This window comes from Variovorax paradoxus (genome assembly GCF_030815975.1).
Classification (GTDB): domain Bacteria; phylum Pseudomonadota; class Gammaproteobacteria; order Burkholderiales; family Burkholderiaceae_C; genus Variovorax; species Variovorax paradoxus_N.
This window is the reverse complement of sequence record NZ_JAUSXL010000002.1, coordinates 3,778,423-3,795,271: the sequence shown is the minus strand read 5'-3', so window position 1 is coordinate 3,795,271 and position 16,849 is coordinate 3,778,423. Positions and strand designations below refer to the sequence as shown.

Genomic DNA, 16,849 nt, shown 5'->3' with positions numbered 1-16,849 from the left:
GGCGCCTGCTGCGGTTGCGCCTGCCCCGGTACCGCCCGCGCCCCCTATGCCACTTGCAAGACCTGCCCCGCCGCTGCCGCCACCGCCAATGCCTGTCGCGCCGCCTGCGGTTGCGCGGGCTCCTGCCCCGCCCGCGCCGCCGGTGCCGCCAGCAGCGCCCCCGCCGCCATCACCGCCCGCACCGAGTGCGGCAGCCCCGTCTCCCGAGACAACGGCCGCGGCGCCGCCGGCCCCTCCGGTCCCACCGGAATTCGCCGGGCCGACGCCGCCCGCGACACCATCGGCAAACCCCGCCGCGTAAGCGCTTCCCCCGACCAGCAGCGCAACCACCGGCAGATGCCGGAAGGCGCGCGCCAGCCGCTCTTTTCTGGTGGATGCCTTGTGCGCACTTCCGCGGACGCCGTGCGCATGGATTCGTGGGGGCATGGACTTCTTTCTTGAAAGCAAATAAAACAAGTAAGACTAAGTGTGTCTTTCCCGTCCCGACCAAGCCATCCCCGAAAGCTGGTAAATGCCATACGAAGAATCTCCGCCGCAGGCTGGCCGCCGACTCGCGCGCCCTGGCCTCGCGGCATGGCTTGCTGCACGGATCGGCGCCTGCTTCCTCTTTCTTGCTCTGCTCGTCGCGGCCGGCATGGCGCAGGCGCAGCCCGCCCCTGAATTCCATGTCGAAGCCGTGCGCGGCACCGGCTGGGACGAGGCCACCCCGCCGGCCGATGGCTGGACGCCCGTCGCCCTGCCCGACAGCTGGGCCGCGCGCTGGCCCGGCTTCGACGGCGTGGTCTGGTACCGGCTGACCTGGGACCAGCCCGCGCAGGTCACCGAGGTCGGCTTGCTGCTGCACTACCTCAACATGGCCGGCGCGGTGTCGCTCAACGGCACCCCCATCTGGCGCGACGAGAGCCTGGTCGAACCGCTGACACGCGCCTGGAACAGCCCGCGCTACTGGCTGCTGGCGCCGCCGCTGCTGCAGGCGGGCCGCAACACGCTGCTGATACGCGTCGCGGGCCTGTCCGCCTACCAGGCCGGCCTCGGTCCGGTCAGCCTCGGCGCACCCGCGGCGATGCAGGCGGACTACGAGCAGGAGCGGCTCTTGCGCCGCGATCTTCAGATGCTTGGCCTCGCGGTGAGCGCCGCGGTTTCGGCTTTCTTCGCCGCGCTGTGGGCCATGCGCCGGCGCGAGACGGCGTATGGCTGGTTCGCGCTGATGTCGGTGCTGTGGCTCCTGTTCGGCTACAACCAGATCGCAACCAGCCCCTGGCCGTTTGCGAGCAACCACAGCTGGCAGGCATTGAACACCTCACTGCTGCTGCTCTTCAGCGTGTCCTACGTCGTCTTCGCGCTGCGCTTCTGCGAGCGGCGCATGCCGCGCCTGGAAGGCATTGCGCTGCTGATCGCGGTGGCCGGCGTGCTCGACCTGTGGCTCGCCGCCTCCGCGGACCTGCTCGCTCACCGCGCACTCTGGACGCTGGTGGGCGGCCTCACGATCATTGCCGTGAACAGCGCCGCGCTGATTCACGCCTTGCGCCATCGAAACAGCCCGATGCGTTCCCTTGCGCCCTTCATGGCCCTGTCGGCGGTGACCGGCGCGCACGACCTGCTGGTGTTCACCCAGGTGATCGACAGCAACATCTACTACACGACGATGTCATCGTACGGCTTGCTGCTCGGCATGGCGCTGACCCAGGCCGGACGCTTCGTGCAAAGCCTGAAACGCATCGAGAACTTCAACACCGAGCTGATCGAGGAAGTGAACGCCGCCAAGGCCGAACTGGCCGCCACGCTCGCGCAGCAGCATGCGCTCGAGCTCACGCATGCGCGCATCGCCGAGCGCGTCAACCTCGCAAGCGACCTGCACGACGGGTTGGGCGGCATGCTGGTCGGCAGCATCGCAACGCTCGAACGCAAGCCCGAGAACCTCTGCGCCCCCGAACTGCTTGCCATGCTCAAGCGCCTGCGCGACGACCTGCGGCTGATCATCGAGGCCACGGGCCGCCACGACGGCGTCCGGACATTCGGCGAACTGCTCGCGCCTCTGCGGCACCGCACCTCCCAGTTGCTCGACGCCAATGGCATCGACTGCCGCTGGCAGGTGTCGAACATCGAGACGCTCGAACTCACCGCCTCGCAGAGCCTGGACCTGCTGCGTTTTCTGCAGGAAGCACTGACCAATGTGCTCAAGCACAGCGCAAGCCGCCGCGTGGATGTGGCGGTGACGCGCGCCGGCGCCGAATTGCTGCTCAGCGTGCGCGACGACGGCCGCGGCTTTGCGGTGGATGGTGCCGACAAGGGTGCCGGCGCGGGCTTGCGCAGCCTGCGCGCGCGTGCGCGCCGCCTGGAGGCCGACCTGCAACTGCATTCGCGGCCCGGCCAGACACAACTGGCGCTGCGGATGCCGCTGGCATCCGCGGCCTGAGCGCCCGCCTCTTGGTCCTGGGGTTCGCCGGACCGGCGGCGCCACCCGCGCCAGGCCAGCGATGCAAGGCCCTGACCAAGGCATGGGCAAACCGGAGAACACGAATATGAATTGCGACAACATTCGTAGAAAATAAGTCGAAACGTCCCAGTATTTCGGCCACAGCCCCAGAATGCCATCCAAATGTTCTCTCCGGAACCCGTCGAAGCCGTCTGCCTGAGCCCGGCGCTCGTGGTCGAAAACGACACGGCGATACAGGAACGTTTGCGCTACATCCTGTCGACCCTCGGATGCGACGAGCCGCAAATCGCCTGGGCAGGCGATGGCGAGATGGCCATGCAATTGCTCGAGAGGCCGAGCTTCGGCGTCGTGCTGGTGGACATCGGCTTGCCTGGCGACAGCGGCATCGAGTTCATCGAGTGGCTGCAGTCGCATCACCCGCAGGTGCCGGCCGTGGCCATTTCCGCCTCCCGCAGCGAAGATGCGATTTTTTCAGCGCTTCGCGCAGGCGCGGTGGCCTATCTCCTGAAGGAGCGCGACGACCTCGAACTGAGCATCGGCCTGCGCAGCATCGAGCAGGGCGGCGCACCGATCGATCCGGCCATTGCACGGCGTGTGCTCGCATGGCATGCGGGGCACGCGGCCGATTCATCGTCGATTCCCGACGCGGCGCTGACGCCGCAAGAACGCAAGATGCTCGAACTCGTGGTGCAGGGGCTCGGCCACCGCGGCATCGCCGAAGCACTTGCCATGCCCCGGCTGGCGGTCGAATGCCGCATCAAGGGCATCTACAGAAAGCTGGCGCTCGGCTCGCGCAGCGAGGCGGCGCACATGGCCAGCGGGCCCATGTTGCTGCGCTGAAAGCCGGCGCCGGCCGAATCAAGTGCCTCGCGTGTTCGCAGCAGCGGCAGCCTGAACTGCCTGCCTGCCTGCCTGCCGTGCAGCTGCGCTTACTCCGCCCAGACCACCGTGCCGGTCCACGCCGTGGCCAGCACCACGATGCCGAAGGCGATGCGGTACCAGGCAAACGGAATGAAGTCATGCGTGCTGATGTACTTCAGCAGCCAGCGCACGCAGAGCCAGGCGCTGATGAAGGAAAACACCAGCCCCACGGAGAACAGCGGAATGTCGGCCACCGACAGCAGCGCGCGCTCCTTGTAGAGGCTGTAGGCACCGGCGCCGATCAGTGTCGGAATGGCCAGGAAGAACGAGAAGTCGGTGGCCGCCTGGCGCGACAGGCCCAGCAGCATGCCGCCGATGATGGTCGAGCCGCTGCGGCTGGTGCCCGGGATCATCGCGAAGCACTGCACCAGGCCGACCTTGAGGGCGTCCCACATCGTCATGTCGTCGACATGCTCGATGCGCACCGAGCCCGGCGGCCGCTTCTCGGCCCAGAGGATGATGAAGCCGCCGATGATGAAGGTGCTTGCCACGACCACCGGGGTGAACAGGTGCGCCTTGATCATCTTGCCGAACACGAGGCCCAGCACCACGGCGGGGATGAATCCGAGCACCACGTTGATGGCAAGGCGCCTTGCCTTGGGCTGCCTCGGCAGCGCCACCACGGTGGCGTGGATCTTCTGCCAATACACCAGGATCACCGCGAAGATCGCTCCTGTCTGGATGGCAATGTCGAACACCTTGGCCTTGTCGTCGTCGAAACCGAGCAGCGAGCCCGCAAGAATCAGATGCCCTGTCGACGAGATCGGCAGAAACTCGGTCAGCCCCTCGACGATGCCCATGACGGCGGCCTTCACCAGCAAAACGATGTCCACGCTTACTCCTTTAAAGAGCACCAATTATGGCGAGGCATCGAGTCAGGCCGGGTTCAGCTGTCCCCTGGCGTTCGCGGGCTTTATCGCGGCGCTTGATCCGTGCGCCTCCGCAACGCGCGCACCGCGCTGTCGACGGTGGTGAGAATCGGCAGGCCGCTGGCCGCTTCGCAGGCGGCGCGCGCGCGCGCCATGCTGAACTGCGCGAGCGCAATGCGCGTGCAGCCGCGCTCGCGCAGCGCCGCCGCCTGGGCGGCGATCAGCGCGTCGTGGCGCTGCGTGTCGCCGGCGTTCAGCGCGTCGAGCGCGCCTTCGGCCAGCACGGGTTCGAGCGCGATGCCGGGCGGAAACTCCGGCGGCATCGACACCAGCGTGGCCGCGAACGTTGCGATGAGCCCGAGCCGGCCCTGTCCTTGTGCCGCCTCGGCCACCATGGCCTCGTTGGGCTTGAGCACCGCAATGCCCGCATGCCGCCGCGCCACGGCCTCGATGCATGGGCCGAAGGCCGAGCAGGTGAAGAGGATGCCCTCTGCACCCGTGTCGACCGCGTACTGAGCGAGCCGCTGAAAGCGCTCGTGCATGGCCGCGTCGAGCCCGCGGCCGCCGCGCGCCAGGTCGGCCGAGAGGCTGTCGTCCAGCAGGTTCATGCGCACCGCCTCGGGCCAGTCGCGCTCGAAGGCGGCGTTGATGGGCGCGACCGAGTGCGAGAGCGCGTGGATCAATGCGATGCGGGTCATGCGGGAACGATGGTCAGATGCCCTTGGACGACGGGTTGGCAAAGGCCTCCTTCGTCTCGGCGTTGAGCGGATAGTTGATGTTGATGCCCTTGGGCGGAATCGGCGACATGAACCACTTGTTGTAGAGCTTCTCCATCTCGCCCGACTTCATCATGCCCGACACCACGCGGTCCACCAGCGCCTTGAAGGCCGGGTCGTCCTTGCGGAACATGAGCGACTGGTTCTCGGTGCGCAGGCTCTCGCCGGTGATGATGAAATCTTTCGGATTACGCGCGTTCGCGATCTGGCCGGCCAGCAGGATGTCGTCGAGCACAAAGGCCTGCGCACGGCCGCTTTCCACCAGCAGGAAGGAGTCGCTGTGGTCCTTGCCGCCCAGGTTGTTGACCTCGAGGTTGCGGCCCTTGTCGGCCTCGCGCAGCAGGCGGAACGAGGTGGTGCCGGTGGTGGTGACCACCGTCTTTCCCTGCAGGTCGGCAATGCTCCTGATGCCCGAATCGGCCTTCACCAGCATGCGCACGTTGTAGCGGAAGATGTCGGGCGAGAACGCCACCTGCTTCTGGCGCTCGACCAGGTTGGTGGTGGAGCCGCACTCGATGTCGACCGTGCCGTTCTGCACCAGCGGAATGCGGTTGGCCGAGGTCACGGCCTGGTACTTGATCTCGACCGCCGGCAGCTTGAGCTCGGTCTTCACCGCCTCGACGATGCGGTTGCAGATCTCGATGCTGTAGCCCACCGGCTTCAGGTTGCCGTCGAGGTAGGAGAAGCCGAACGACGACTCGCGGTAGCCGAAGGTGATGGCGCCGCTCGCCTTGATCTTGGCGAGTGTGTCGCTCTCCTGGGCCTGCGCAGCCACGTGCGGCAACAGGATGGCGAAGGCCACCGCGAGAGCGGCAGCACCGAAAGGGATCGGCAGACGAAGCTTGGGCATGAAGCGCTCCTCGGAACGGCGGTTGAAGAAAACAGCGAAAGAAAACTGAGAGCGGTCAGCGCGCGGCGGCGCTCGTCACCGCGTCGATGGAAGCCGCGAGGCGGGCCACGATTTCCTGCAAGTCCTGCCGCGTGGCAATGAAGGGGGGTGCGAGCAGCACGTGGTCGCCCTGCCGGCCATCGACCGTGCCGCCAAAGGGATAGCACAGCAGGCCGCGCGCCATGGCGTCCTTCTTGATGAGTGCGTTGACCTTCAGCGCGGGATCGAACGGCGCCTTGCTCGCGCGGTCGGCCACCAGCTCGATGCCCCAGAAGAATCCGCGGCCGCGGATGTCGCCCACATGCGCATGGCCGCCGAGCGCCTCGGCCAGCATGGCGCCAAAGGCGGCCCCGTCTTCGCGCACCTTGGAAACCAGGCCGTCGCGCCGGATCACCTGCTGCACCGCGAGTGCCGCCGCGCAGGCCATCGGATGGCCGAGGTAGGTGTGGCCATGCTGGAAGAAGCCGCTGCCTTTCGACATGGCCTCGACGACGCGGCCCTGCGCCAGCACCGCGCCGATCGGCTGGTAGCCGCCGCCCAGGCCCTTGGCGATGGTGATCAGGTCGGGCACCACGCCCTCCTGCTCGCAGGCGTGCAGCGTGCCGGTGCGGCCCATGCCGCACATCACCTCGTCGAGGATCAGCAGCACGCCGTACTTGTCGCACACCGCGCGCACCGCCTTGAAGTAGCCCGGCACCGGCGTGAGCACGCCGGCCGTGGCGCCGCCCACCGTTTCGGCCACGAAGGCGATCACTCGATCGGCACCCTGCGCGACGATGGCCGCTTCGAGCTCGGCCGCCAGGCGCAGGCCGTACTGCTCGGCGCTTTCATCAGCATGCTGCTCGCGGTACGGATAGCACGGCGCCACATGCGTGGCCGGCACCAGGATGGGCGCGAACGGCTCGCGCCGCCATGCGTTTCCGCCCACGGCCAGTGCACCCAGCGTGTTGCCGTGGTAGCTCTGGCGGCGCGCGATGAAGTGCGTGCGCTGCGGCTGGCCGATCTCGACGAAGTATTGCCGCGCCATCTTGAGCGCCGCCTCCACCGCCTCGGAGCCGCCGCTCACCAGGTACACATGGCTCATGCCCTCAGGCGCGGAAGCAATCAGCTCGTCGGCCAGCTGTTCGGCCGCTTCGCTGGTGAAGAAACTGGTGTGCGCATACGCCAGCCGGTCGAGCTGCGCATGCATGGCGGCCAGCACCTCGGGGTGCGCATGGCCGAGCGACGACACGGCGGCGCCGCCCGAGGCATCGAGGTATTCGCGCCCTTGCGCGTCGCGGATGAACATGCCCGCGGAGCCGGCGGCAACGGGCGGAGTCTGGCGAAGGTGGCGGTGGAAGACGTGCGTCATGGCGATCGGCGATGGAGACGGGTTTGGAACTAACGTTTCCGATGGATTATTATTTGGAACATTTGTTCCGTCAACTGTTCCACCGTTCCATGTCCGGTACATTCGTTCCAACGACCGCCAGAAGAGAGACCCCGCCATGGGCGCCAGAGACCAGATCCGCCAGCGTTTCAACGAACTGAGCCCCGCCCTGCAGCAGGTGGCGCGCTATGTGCTCGACCATCCCAACGAAGTGGTGACCGCGTCGATGCGCAACGTCGGCACGCGCGCACACAGCACGCCGGCCACGCTGGTGCGCTTTGCGCAGCAGCTGGGCTACGCGGGCTGGCCGCAGCTCAAGGAAGCCTTTGCCGGCGACATGGGCCTGGGCAGCGAAACCTACGGCGGACGTGCCAAGCAGCTCATCGGCCGCGCGCAGGACCGAAGCCTCACGGCCGAGATGTTCGAGGTGCAGCGCCGCAACCTTGAGGCCACGCACCAGCAAAGCGAGCAGGCGCTGCAAAAGGCCTGCGCGCTGATCGAGAAGGCGCCGGCCGTGCATGCGGCGGGTTTCAGGGCCTGCTTTCCGATCGCGTTCTCGTTCGTCTACGTGTACCGGCTCTTTCGCGCCAGCGTGCATCTGGTCGACGGCCAGGGCGGCTCGCTCGAGATGCAGCAGCGCGCCTTCGCCAAGGGCGACGCGCTGGTGGTGGCCAGCTTCATGCCCTACTCGCGCGAGGCGCTGCAGGTCGCGGAAGCCGCCAAGGCCGCCGGCTGCCGCATCGTGGCCATCACCGACAGCGTGGCCTCGCCGCTGTCACTGCTGGCGGACGAAACGCTGCTTTTCACGATCAACAGCCCCTCGTTCTTTCCGTCGGTGGCGGCCGGCGTGGCGGTGACCGAAGCGCTGGTCGAACTGCTCGCGAGCCGCGCGGGAAAACCGGTGATCCGGCGCATCGACCAGGCCGAGGCGCAATTGTTCGAGTCGGGCGCCTATCTGGTGGCGCCGGTGGCGCGCGGGGGCTAGGCGCAGATCGGATCCGATCTCATGCTGCAGTGCCGCATCGCGGAACCCTGCCGAATCGGCGCGGTCCAACCGCTGTCGCGGTTTTGTGTCGCGACAGGAGGTAATGACCATGAAGCAAGTGAAGCATTGGCAAGATCCGGTCAACGTCGCCCTGGGCGCGTGGCTGATCATCTCGCCTTGGGTCCTGGGCTTCCAGGGCGTCACAGCCGCAATGTGGAGCGCAGTGGCGACAGGTGTCTTGCTGGGCGCCGTGGCGCTGGGGGCGACCCTGGTACCGCGTGCATGGGAAGAATGGACCGAAGGCGCGCTCGCCATCTGGCTGGCCGTGTCGCCCTGGGTGCTCGGCTTTGCCACGGTCGAGAAGGCGATGGTCAACGCAGTGCTCGTGGCTGCGGCCATCCTGGTGCTCGCCCTGTGGGTACTCGTCACCGACAAGGACTACCTGGGCGGCAGCATGGACAGCCACGCGCATTGACCGCGCAGGCGACGATCGCGTCGTGAAAAGCGGCCCCGCGCGCAACACGCAGCGGGGCTGAGGGGATGGGCAGCCGCCCATTCCCGTATGGCAACGACTTCACTCCGCTTGGCGGAGGGAGACAGGCTGTGCCGTCGCTGGCGGCGTCTCACCTGCCCAGGCGGCTTGCCAACCGCCGCCCAGGGCCTGGATCAGCGCCACCGCGGCGCTTTGGCGATTCACCTGCAGCTGCACCAGCGTGCGTCGCGCGCTGAGGGCGGCGGCCTGCGCCGTGACCACCTCGGTATAGCTCACCTGGGCCGCGCGATAGCGGTTGAGCAACTGCTGCTCGGTCTTGTCGGCCGCCGCCGAGGCTTCGCGCCGCAGGCCCTCCTGCTGCGCCAGCGCGGCGCCGGCAGTGAGCTGGTCTTCCACCGCCTGGAAGGCGGTGAGCACGGTTTGCCGATAGCGCGCCACGCTGGCTTCGTGCGCCGCCTTGGCCGAGTCGACCGTGGCGCCGATGGCACCCGCATCGAACACCACCTGCGCGACCGACAGGCCCAGCGCCCAGAGCGTGTTGGACGCGTTGAACAGGTCTTTCACCCGGCTCGCGCTGCTGCCCACCGAAGCGCTGAGCCCGAAGTTGGGAAAGTACGCCGAACGCGCAATGCCGATCTGCGCATTGGCCGCGGCCACCGCGCGCTCGGCCGCCGCGATGTCGGGCCGGCGCTGCAGCAGCGTGGAAGGCACGCCCGTGGGAATGCCCGGCACCGTCGGCGTCCACTGGGCCGCGGGCAGGCTGAAGTCGGCGGGCGCCACGCCCACGAGCATGGCAATGGCATGCTCCAGCGTCGTTCGTGTGCGCTGCAGGCCCACGCGCTCCGCCTGCGCGTTCACGAGTTGGGTCTGCGCCTGCAGCACGTCGGTCTGGGCGGCGATGCCGGCCTTGTAGCGGTTGCTCGTGATCTCGAAGGCGCGCTGGTAGCCCTCGATGGTCTGGTCGAGCAGCACGATCTCGGCATCGGCTTCGCGCAGCGAAAAATAGTTGATCGCCAGGTCGCCGACAGCCGACAGGCGCGCCGACGCCAGGTCGGCCTCGCTGGCCTGCGCATTGGCCTGCGCGCTGCTCACGGCCTGCCGCAGGCGCCCCCACACATCGGGCGCCCAGTCGACGCCCAGCGTCGCCGAAAATGCATTGGCCGCATTGCTGGTGCCGCCGACGTTGCCGCTGCGCCGGCCGCTGCCGTCGAGCGAAACCGTGGGGAACAGCGCGGCGCGCTCGCCCCGCACCAGCGCCTGGGCCTGCGCATAGTTGGCCACGGCCGCGGCGATGTTCTGGTTCGACACCTGCACGCGGGCGGCCAGCTCGTCGAGCGTGGCGTCGCCGAAGAGCTTCCACCATTCGCCGCGGTCGAGCGCATCGGCCGGCGCCGCGGGCAGCCAGCCCTCGGCGGTCTTTTGTTCCTTCCATCCCGCGGGCATGGCCGCGGTGGGCACCTGGTAGGCAGGGCCCACGGCGCAGCCGGCCAGCACGGCGGCCAATGCCAGGGCGGACAGCCTGCCGGGCAGATGCGAAAGGATGCGTTGTCGTTGTGTCATGGCGGCTTCGTTCATTCTTCTGGGTCTTTCACCACGCTATCGCTTCGCCCACGGCGGCTGAAACCGCGCAGTTCCAGGCCAGGAACACCGCGGAACCGGCTTTGCCGGGCCGCCGGTGTTGCCCCTCGAGGGGGGAGTCGAGCTACACGAAGTGAGCGAGGGACGGGGGTGGGTCATATACTCGCGGCGCGGCTCAGGTGCCGCTCGTTGCCCGAGCGCCGGCGCAGCTTGTCGAGCAGCACGTAGACCACCGGCGTCGTCAGCAGCGTGAGCAGCTGGCTCGCCACCAGGCCGCCGATGATCGCCACGCCCAGCGGCTGGCGCAGCTCGGCGCCCTGGCCGAAGCCGATGGCCAGCGGCAGCGCGCCCAGCGCGGCGGCCAGCGTGGTCATGAGGATCGGACGGAAGCGCAGCATGCAGGCCTCGCGCACCGCTTCCACGGCCGAGATGCCGCGCGCGCGCTCGGCCTCGAGCGCAAAGTCGATGATCAGGATCGCATTCTTCTTCACGATGCCGATCAAGAGGAAGAGCCCGATCAGCGCAATGATCGAGAACTCCATGCGGAACAGCAGCAGCGCCAGCACCGCGCCCACGCCCGCCGAAGGCAGCGTGGTCAGCACCGTGATCGGATGGATCAGGCTTTCATAGAGCACGCCGAGCACGATGTAGATCACCACGATCGCCGCCAGGATGAGCGCCAGCTGCTGCCCCTGCGACTGCTGCGCCGCCAGCGCCGTGCCCTGGAAGCTGCCGCGCACGTTGACGGGCATCGCGATGTCGGCCTCGGCCTGCGCTACGACGCGGCGCGCGTCCTGCAGCGTCGCGCCCTCTGCCAGGTTGAAAGAGACGGTGCTTGCAAGCTCCGTGTCCTGGTGATCGATGGAGCTCGGCACCGCGCGCTCGCTCACCTTGGCAATGGCCGAGAGCGGCACCATGAGCGTGGTGTTGGCCGCCAGCGCCTGGCCGGTGGAAGCGGTGCGCAGGCCCGGGTTGGCCGACGTGGTGGTCGAGGTGCCGGTGCTCGCGTCGGTGGTGTTGGCCAGCGAACTCACGGTGGTGGCGCCGGTGGCGGTGGTGCTGGTGGTGAGCGTCGAAGGCACGTACAGGTCTTTCAGCACCACGGGCGCGCGCTGGTAGCGCGGGGCCCACTCCATGATCACGGAATACTGGTTGAGCTCGTCGTAGATGGTGGCGACCGAGCGCTGGCCGTAGGCGTTGTAGAGCGCGTTGTCGACCGCGCCCGAGGTCACGCCAAGGCGCGCGGCGCTTTCGCGGTCGACATCGACATAAGTCTCCACGCCGTTGTCGGCCTGGTCGCTGTCGACGTCGGTCAGCGCGGTTTCCTGCCGCAGCCGGTCGGCCAGCCTGGCGGTCCAGGTGCGCAGGTCGGCCAGGTTGTCGCCCTTGAGCGTGTACTGGTAGGTGGAGTTGCTCGAACGCCCGCCCATGCGCAGGTCCTGCACCGGGCTCAGGAACACGCGCAGGCCGGTGAGCTGGTTGAGCTGCGGCCGCAGCCGGTTGATGACGGCGGCGGTTTTCTCGGTGCGCTGAGACAGCGGCTTCAGGTTGACGAACATGAAGCCGCCGCCCGAGCGGCTGCCGCCCGCGAAGCCCACCACGGTATCGACCGCCGGGTCCTTGTGGATGATGTCGACCGCCTGGCGCAGCTTCTCGCTCAGCGCCACCGACGAAATGCTCTGGTCCGCGCGCAGGCCCGCGTTGAGCTGGCCGTTGTCCTGCTCGGGGAAGTAGCCCTTGGGAATGGCGGAGAACAGGTACACGTTGAGGCCCACCACCGCCAGCAGCACCACCATGACCACGGCCTTGCTCGCAAGCGCCCAGTCCAGGCTGTGGGCATAGGTGCGCAGGCTCCACTGGTACACGCTCTCCGACATGCGCGCCAGGCGCCCCGGCGGCTTGGCGCCGGGCTCCTCGGCCCGCAGCAGCACGGCGCACAGCATGGGCGTGGTGGTGAGCGAGATCACCAGCGAGATCAGCACCGCCACCGACAGCGTGACCGCGAATTCGCGGAACAGCCGGCCGATCTGCCCGTCCATGAACAGCAGCGGAATGAACACCGCCACCAGCGACAGGCTGATCGACATCACGGTGAAGCCCACCTCGCGCGCGCCGCGCAGGGCCGCCTCGATGCGGTCCATGCCGGCCTCGATGTGGCGGCTGGTGTTCTCGAGCACCACGATGGCGTCGTCCACCACGAAGCCCGTGGCCACCGTGAGCGCCATCAGGCTCAGGTTGTTGAGGCTGTAGCCCAGCAGGTGCATCGCGCCGAAGGTGCCGAGCAGCGACACCACCGTGGCCACCGCGGGAATGATGGTGGCGCGCGCTCGGCGCAGGAACAGGCCGACCACCAGCACCACCAGCGCAATCGAGATCATGAGCGTGGCCTCGATCTCGCGCAGCGACGCACGGATGGAGTTGGTGCGGTCGGAGGCCACCTGCACCTCGATGTCCTGCGGCAATTGCGCGCGCAGCTCGGGCAGCAGTTCGCGCACGCCGTCCACGGTCTCGATGATGTTGGCGCCCGGCTCCTGCGTGACCAGCACGACCACCGCGGGCTGGCCGTTGAAGAGGCCGAGGGTGCGCGTGTTCTCCACGCTGTCGATCACCCGCGCCACGTCGCCCAGCCGCACGGCCGCACCGTTGCGCCAGGCGATCACCATGTCGCGGTACTCCACGGCGTGGCGGCCCGGCGAGGGCGTGTAGATCTGCAGCCGGCGCTCGTCGTTCTCGATCGCGCCCTTGGGCCGGTTGGCGTTGTTGGCCTGGATGGCGGCGCGCACGTCCTCGCTGCTGATGCCGAAGCGGTTGAGCGAGAAAGGCTCCAGCTCCACCCGCACCGCCGGCAGCGAGCCGCCGCCGATCTCGACCTCGCCCACGCCCTCCACCTGCGAGAGCTTCTGGCTCACGATGTTGGACACGGCTTCGTAGATCTGGCCCGGCGTGCGCGTCTTGGAAGTGAGCGCCAGGATCGCAATGGGTGCCGCGGTCGGGTTGCGCTTGCGATAGATGGGGTTGCTGCGCAGCGTGGCCGGCAGGTCGGCCCGCGCCGCGTTGATGGCCGCCTGGACCTCGCGTGCGGCGCTGTCGATGTTGCGCTTGAGGTCGAACTGCAAGCTGATGCGGGTCGAGCCGTTGGAGCTGGTCGAGGTCAGTTCGTTGACGCCCGCGATCACCCCGAGCCGGCGCTCCAGCGGCGTTGCCACGCTCGACGCCATGGTGCTCGGGCTCGCACCCGAAAGGCTCGCGGTGACGGAGATGGCCGGATAGTCGACCTGCGGCAGCGGCGACACAGGCAGCACGAAGAACGCCGCAATCCCGGCCAGGGCAATGCCGATGGTCAACAGGACCGTCGCAATCGGGCGCTCGACGAAGGGCCTGGACAGGTTCATGCGGTTGCGGCCTCCCGCTTGGGCCCGAAGCGGCGGCCCAGTCGGTCGAACGCCAGGTAGACAACCGGTGTGGTGAACAGCGTGAGCACCTGGCTCACCACCAGCCCGCCGAAGATGGCCAGGCCCAGCGGCCGGCGCAGCTCGGCGCCTTCGCCCCAGCCGAACATCAGCGGCAGCGCCGCGAACAGCGCCGCCAGCGTGGTCATCAAAATGGGCCGGAAGCGCAGCAGCGCCGCCTGGTGGATGGCTTCCTGCGGCGACTTGCCCTCGCGCCGCTCGGCGTCGATGGCAAAGTCGATCATCATGATCGCGTTCTTCTTGACGATGCCGATCAGCAGGATGATGCCGATGATGCCGATCACGCCCAGGTCGTTGCCCGTGACCATCAAGGCCAGCAGCGCGCCCACGCCGGCCGAGGGCAGCGTCGAGAGAATCGTCAGCGGATGGATGTAGCTCTCATACAGCACGCCCAGCACGATATACACGCACACCACCGCCGCGAGGATGAGCCAGAGCTGGTTGGACAGCGACTTCTCGTAGGCTCCCGCCGCACCCAGGAAGCTCATGGTCATGCTCGCCGGCATGCCAATTTCCTTGGCCGCCGCGCGAATGGCCGCCACGGATTTACCGAGTGCCACGTTCTCGGCCGTATCGAAGCCCACCGTAGCGGCAGGGTACTGCGCCACGTGCGTCACCTGCAGTGGCGCGGCCTGCTCGCGCACGGTGGCAATCGACGACAGCGTGGTTGCGCTGCCGCCGCCGGTGCGCAATTGAAGGTTGCCCAGCAGCTGCGGCGAGGCCAGGGCCTCGCGCTGCGCCTCCAGGATCACGCGGTACTGGTTGGTCTCCGTGAAGATGGTCGAGACGATGCGCTGGCCGAATGCGCTGTAGAGCGTGTCGTCCACCGAACTGGCCGTGACCGAGAGGCGCGAGGCCGTGTTGCGGTCGATGTCCACGTACGCGGCCAGGCCCTTCGCGCCGGCGTTGGTGGTGGGGTTGCGCACCAGCGGCTCCGTGCGCAGGCGCTCCACCAGCTTCTGCGCCCAGGCATCGACGGTGTTGGTGTCCACCCCTTCGAGCGAGACGCGGAATTCGGTCGGGCCGGTTTCGGCGTCGATGGTCAGGTCCTGCGTGGGCTGCAGGTACAGCGTCACGCCGGCCACCGCACGCACCCGCTCGCGCAGGCGCTGCATCGTGTCTTCCTGGTTGCCGCGGTCGGCGCGCATGTTGATGAGCATGCTGCCGGTGTTCAGCGCCGTGTTGTTGGCCGCGTCCACGCCCACCACCGAGCTCACGCTCGCCACCTCGGGGTCGGCCAGGATCGCATTGGCGGCCTGCTGCTGCAGCTCGGCCATGCGCGTGTACGACACATCCTGCGCGGCCTCGATGCGCGCCTGCAGCTGCCCCGTGTCCTGCGTCGGGAACAGCCCCTTCGGAATCACCACGTAGAGCAGCACCGTGAGCGCCAGCGTCGCCACCGCCACGATGAGCGTCAGCGGCTGGTGGCGCAGCACCCATTGCAGCCACACGTCGTAGCGTGCGATCACGCGCTCGAAGAAGCGCTGCACGCTGGCACCGAAGCGCCCGCCCTCCTCGGCCTGCGGCTTGAGCCAGCGCGCCGACATCATCGGCACCAGCGTGAGCGAGACGATGGCGGAGATCAGGATGGTGATGGCCAGCGTCACGGCGAACTCGCGGAACAGCCGCCCCACCACATCGCCCATGAACAGCAGCGGAATCAGCACCGCGATGAGCGACACCGTCAGCGAGATGATGGTGAAGCCGATCTGCGTGGCTCCCTTGAGCGCGGCCTTGAACGGTGGATCGCCCTCCTCCAGGTAGCGCGCGATGTTCTCGATCATCACGATCGCGTCGTCCACCACGAAGCCGGTGGCAATGGTCAGCGCCATCAGGCTCAGGTTGTTGAGGCTGTAGCCCAGCAGGTACATCAGCCCGCAAGTGCCCACGAGCGAGATCGGCACCGCCAGGCTGGCAATGACCGTGGCGCGCACGCTGTGCAGGAAGAAGAAGATCACCAGCACCACCATCACCACGGCCAGGCCGAGCTCGAGCTGCACGTGCGAGACCGAGGCGCGGATGCCGGTGGTGCGGTCGCTCAGCACCTCCACCTTGAGCGAGCCCGGCAGCGAGGCCTGCAGCTCGGGCAGCTGCTTCCTGATGGCATCGACCGTGCCGATCACGTTGGCGCCCGGCTGCCGCTGCACGTTGAGGATGATCGCGGGATAGAGCGTGGCCGGCTGCTCGCCGGCGCGCAGCGCGGCCCAGGCGCCCAGCTGCGTGTTCTCGGCGCCGTCGACCACGCGCGCCACGTCGGTCATGCGCACCGGCGCGCCGTTCCTCCACGCGACGATCAGGTTCTTGTAGTCGTCCGCCGTCACGAGCTGGTCGTTGGCGTTGATGGTGTAGGCCCGCCGCGGTCCGTCGAAGCTGCCCTTGGCGCTGTTGGCGTTGGCCGCGGTGATGGCGCTGCGCAGCGTGTCCAGCCCGATGCCCACCGACGCGAGCGCGTTGGTGTCGGCCTGGATGCGCACGGCCGGCCGCTGCCCGCCCGAGAGCGACACCAGCCCCACGCCGCCGACCTGGCTGATCTTCTGCGCGAGCCGCGTGTTGACGAGGTTCTGCACCTCGGTGAGCGGCATGGTCTGGGAGCTCACGGCCAGCGTGAGGATGGGCGCATCGGCCGGGTTCACCTTGGCGTACACGGGCGGCGCCGGCAGGTCGGCCGGCAGCAGCGAACCGCCGGCGTTGATGGCGGCCTGCACCTGCTGCTCGGCCACGTCCAGGGTCTGGTCGAGCGCGAACTGCAGCGTGACGATCGACACGCCCGCCGAGCTCACCGAGCTCATGCGGTTCAGGCCCGCCATCTGGCCGAACTGGCGCTCGAGCGGGGCCGTGACGGTGCGGCTCATGACCTCGGGGCTGGCGCCGGGGTAGAGGGTCTGCACCTGGATGGTCGGGTAGTCGACCTGCGGCAGCGCGGCCAGCGGCAAGAGCCGCAGGCCCACCAGGCCGGCCAGCACGATGGCCACCATCAGCAGCGCCGTGGCCACCGGCCGTTCGATGAAGGGGCGGGAAGGGCTCATCGCGAACGCGCTCGCTGGTTCCGTGGGTTGTGGGTG

The 16,849-nt window shown here is 68.2% G+C and carries 11 protein-coding genes; 4 read left to right on the top strand and 7 right to left on the bottom strand.

The annotated features are described in order from the left end of the window. Window positions 1-511: 511 nt before the first annotated feature. On the top strand, window positions 512-2,416 hold the full coding sequence (locus tag QFZ47_RS21555; RefSeq protein ID WP_307657569.1) for a sensor histidine kinase: 1,905 nt from the start codon (window positions 512-514) through the stop codon (window positions 2,414-2,416). 183 nt (window positions 2,417-2,599) lie between these two features. Then, complete coding sequence (locus QFZ47_RS21550) at window positions 2,600-3,277, top strand: response regulator transcription factor (RefSeq protein WP_307657568.1); 678 nt, start codon at window positions 2,600-2,602, stop codon at window positions 3,275-3,277. 89 nt (window positions 3,278-3,366) lie between these two features. Here QFZ47_RS21550 and QFZ47_RS21545 read toward each other — a convergent pair whose 3' ends face one another. From QFZ47_RS21545 to QFZ47_RS21530, 4 genes are all read right to left on the bottom strand, one after another. Then, on the bottom strand, window positions 3,367-4,191 hold the full coding sequence (locus tag QFZ47_RS21545) for an undecaprenyl-diphosphate phosphatase (RefSeq protein ID WP_307657567.1): 825 nt from the start codon (window positions 4,189-4,191) through the stop codon (window positions 3,367-3,369). Window positions 4,192-4,271: 80 nt separating this feature from the next. Beyond that, window positions 4,272-4,925, bottom strand: a complete 654-nt coding sequence (locus QFZ47_RS21540; RefSeq protein ID WP_307657566.1) for an aspartate/glutamate racemase family protein — start codon at window positions 4,923-4,925, stop codon at window positions 4,272-4,274. Between the two features lie 13 nt (window positions 4,926-4,938). Further along, window positions 4,939-5,853, bottom strand: coding sequence for an amino acid ABC transporter substrate-binding protein (locus QFZ47_RS21535; protein WP_307657565.1), 915 nt, complete (start codon window positions 5,851-5,853; stop codon window positions 4,939-4,941). Window positions 5,854-5,908: 55 nt separating this feature from the next. Continuing rightward, window positions 5,909-7,243, bottom strand: coding sequence for an aspartate aminotransferase family protein (locus QFZ47_RS21530; RefSeq protein WP_307657564.1), 1,335 nt, complete (start codon window positions 7,241-7,243; stop codon window positions 5,909-5,911). 136 nt (window positions 7,244-7,379) lie between these two features. Between QFZ47_RS21530 and QFZ47_RS21525 the strand changes: the two genes are divergently transcribed. Both QFZ47_RS21525 and QFZ47_RS21520 read left to right on the top strand, forming a co-directional pair. Further along, the gene (locus QFZ47_RS21525; RefSeq protein WP_307657563.1) at window positions 7,380-8,246 is read left to right on the top strand and encodes a MurR/RpiR family transcriptional regulator; all 867 of its coding nucleotides are present in this window, start codon (window positions 7,380-7,382) and stop codon (window positions 8,244-8,246) included. 109 nt (window positions 8,247-8,355) lie between these two features. Further along, on the top strand, window positions 8,356-8,721 hold the full coding sequence (locus QFZ47_RS21520; protein WP_307657562.1) for an SPW repeat protein: 366 nt from the start codon (window positions 8,356-8,358) through the stop codon (window positions 8,719-8,721). A 99-nt stretch (window positions 8,722-8,820) separates the two neighbouring features. On the opposite strand, the gene QFZ47_RS21515 is transcribed toward QFZ47_RS21520, so the two are convergent. The 3 genes from QFZ47_RS21515 to QFZ47_RS21505 all read right to left on the bottom strand — a co-directional run bounded on the left by QFZ47_RS21515 (window position 8,821) and on the right by QFZ47_RS21505 (window position 16,813). Then, window positions 8,821-10,314, bottom strand: coding sequence for an efflux transporter outer membrane subunit (locus tag QFZ47_RS21515; protein ID WP_370880601.1), 1,494 nt, complete (start codon window positions 10,312-10,314; stop codon window positions 8,821-8,823). 158 nt (window positions 10,315-10,472) lie between these two features. Next, entirely contained in the window at window positions 10,473-13,709 is a 3,237-nt protein-coding gene (locus QFZ47_RS21510) for an efflux RND transporter permease subunit (protein ID WP_307657560.1), read from the bottom strand. Next, window positions 13,706-16,813: an efflux RND transporter permease subunit gene (locus tag QFZ47_RS21505; RefSeq protein WP_307657559.1), complete on the bottom strand. Its 3,108-nt coding sequence runs from the start codon at window positions 16,811-16,813 to the stop codon at window positions 13,706-13,708. Before QFZ47_RS21505 ends, QFZ47_RS21510 begins: the two co-directional genes overlap by 4 nt. Window positions 16,814-16,849: the final 36 nt, after the last annotated feature.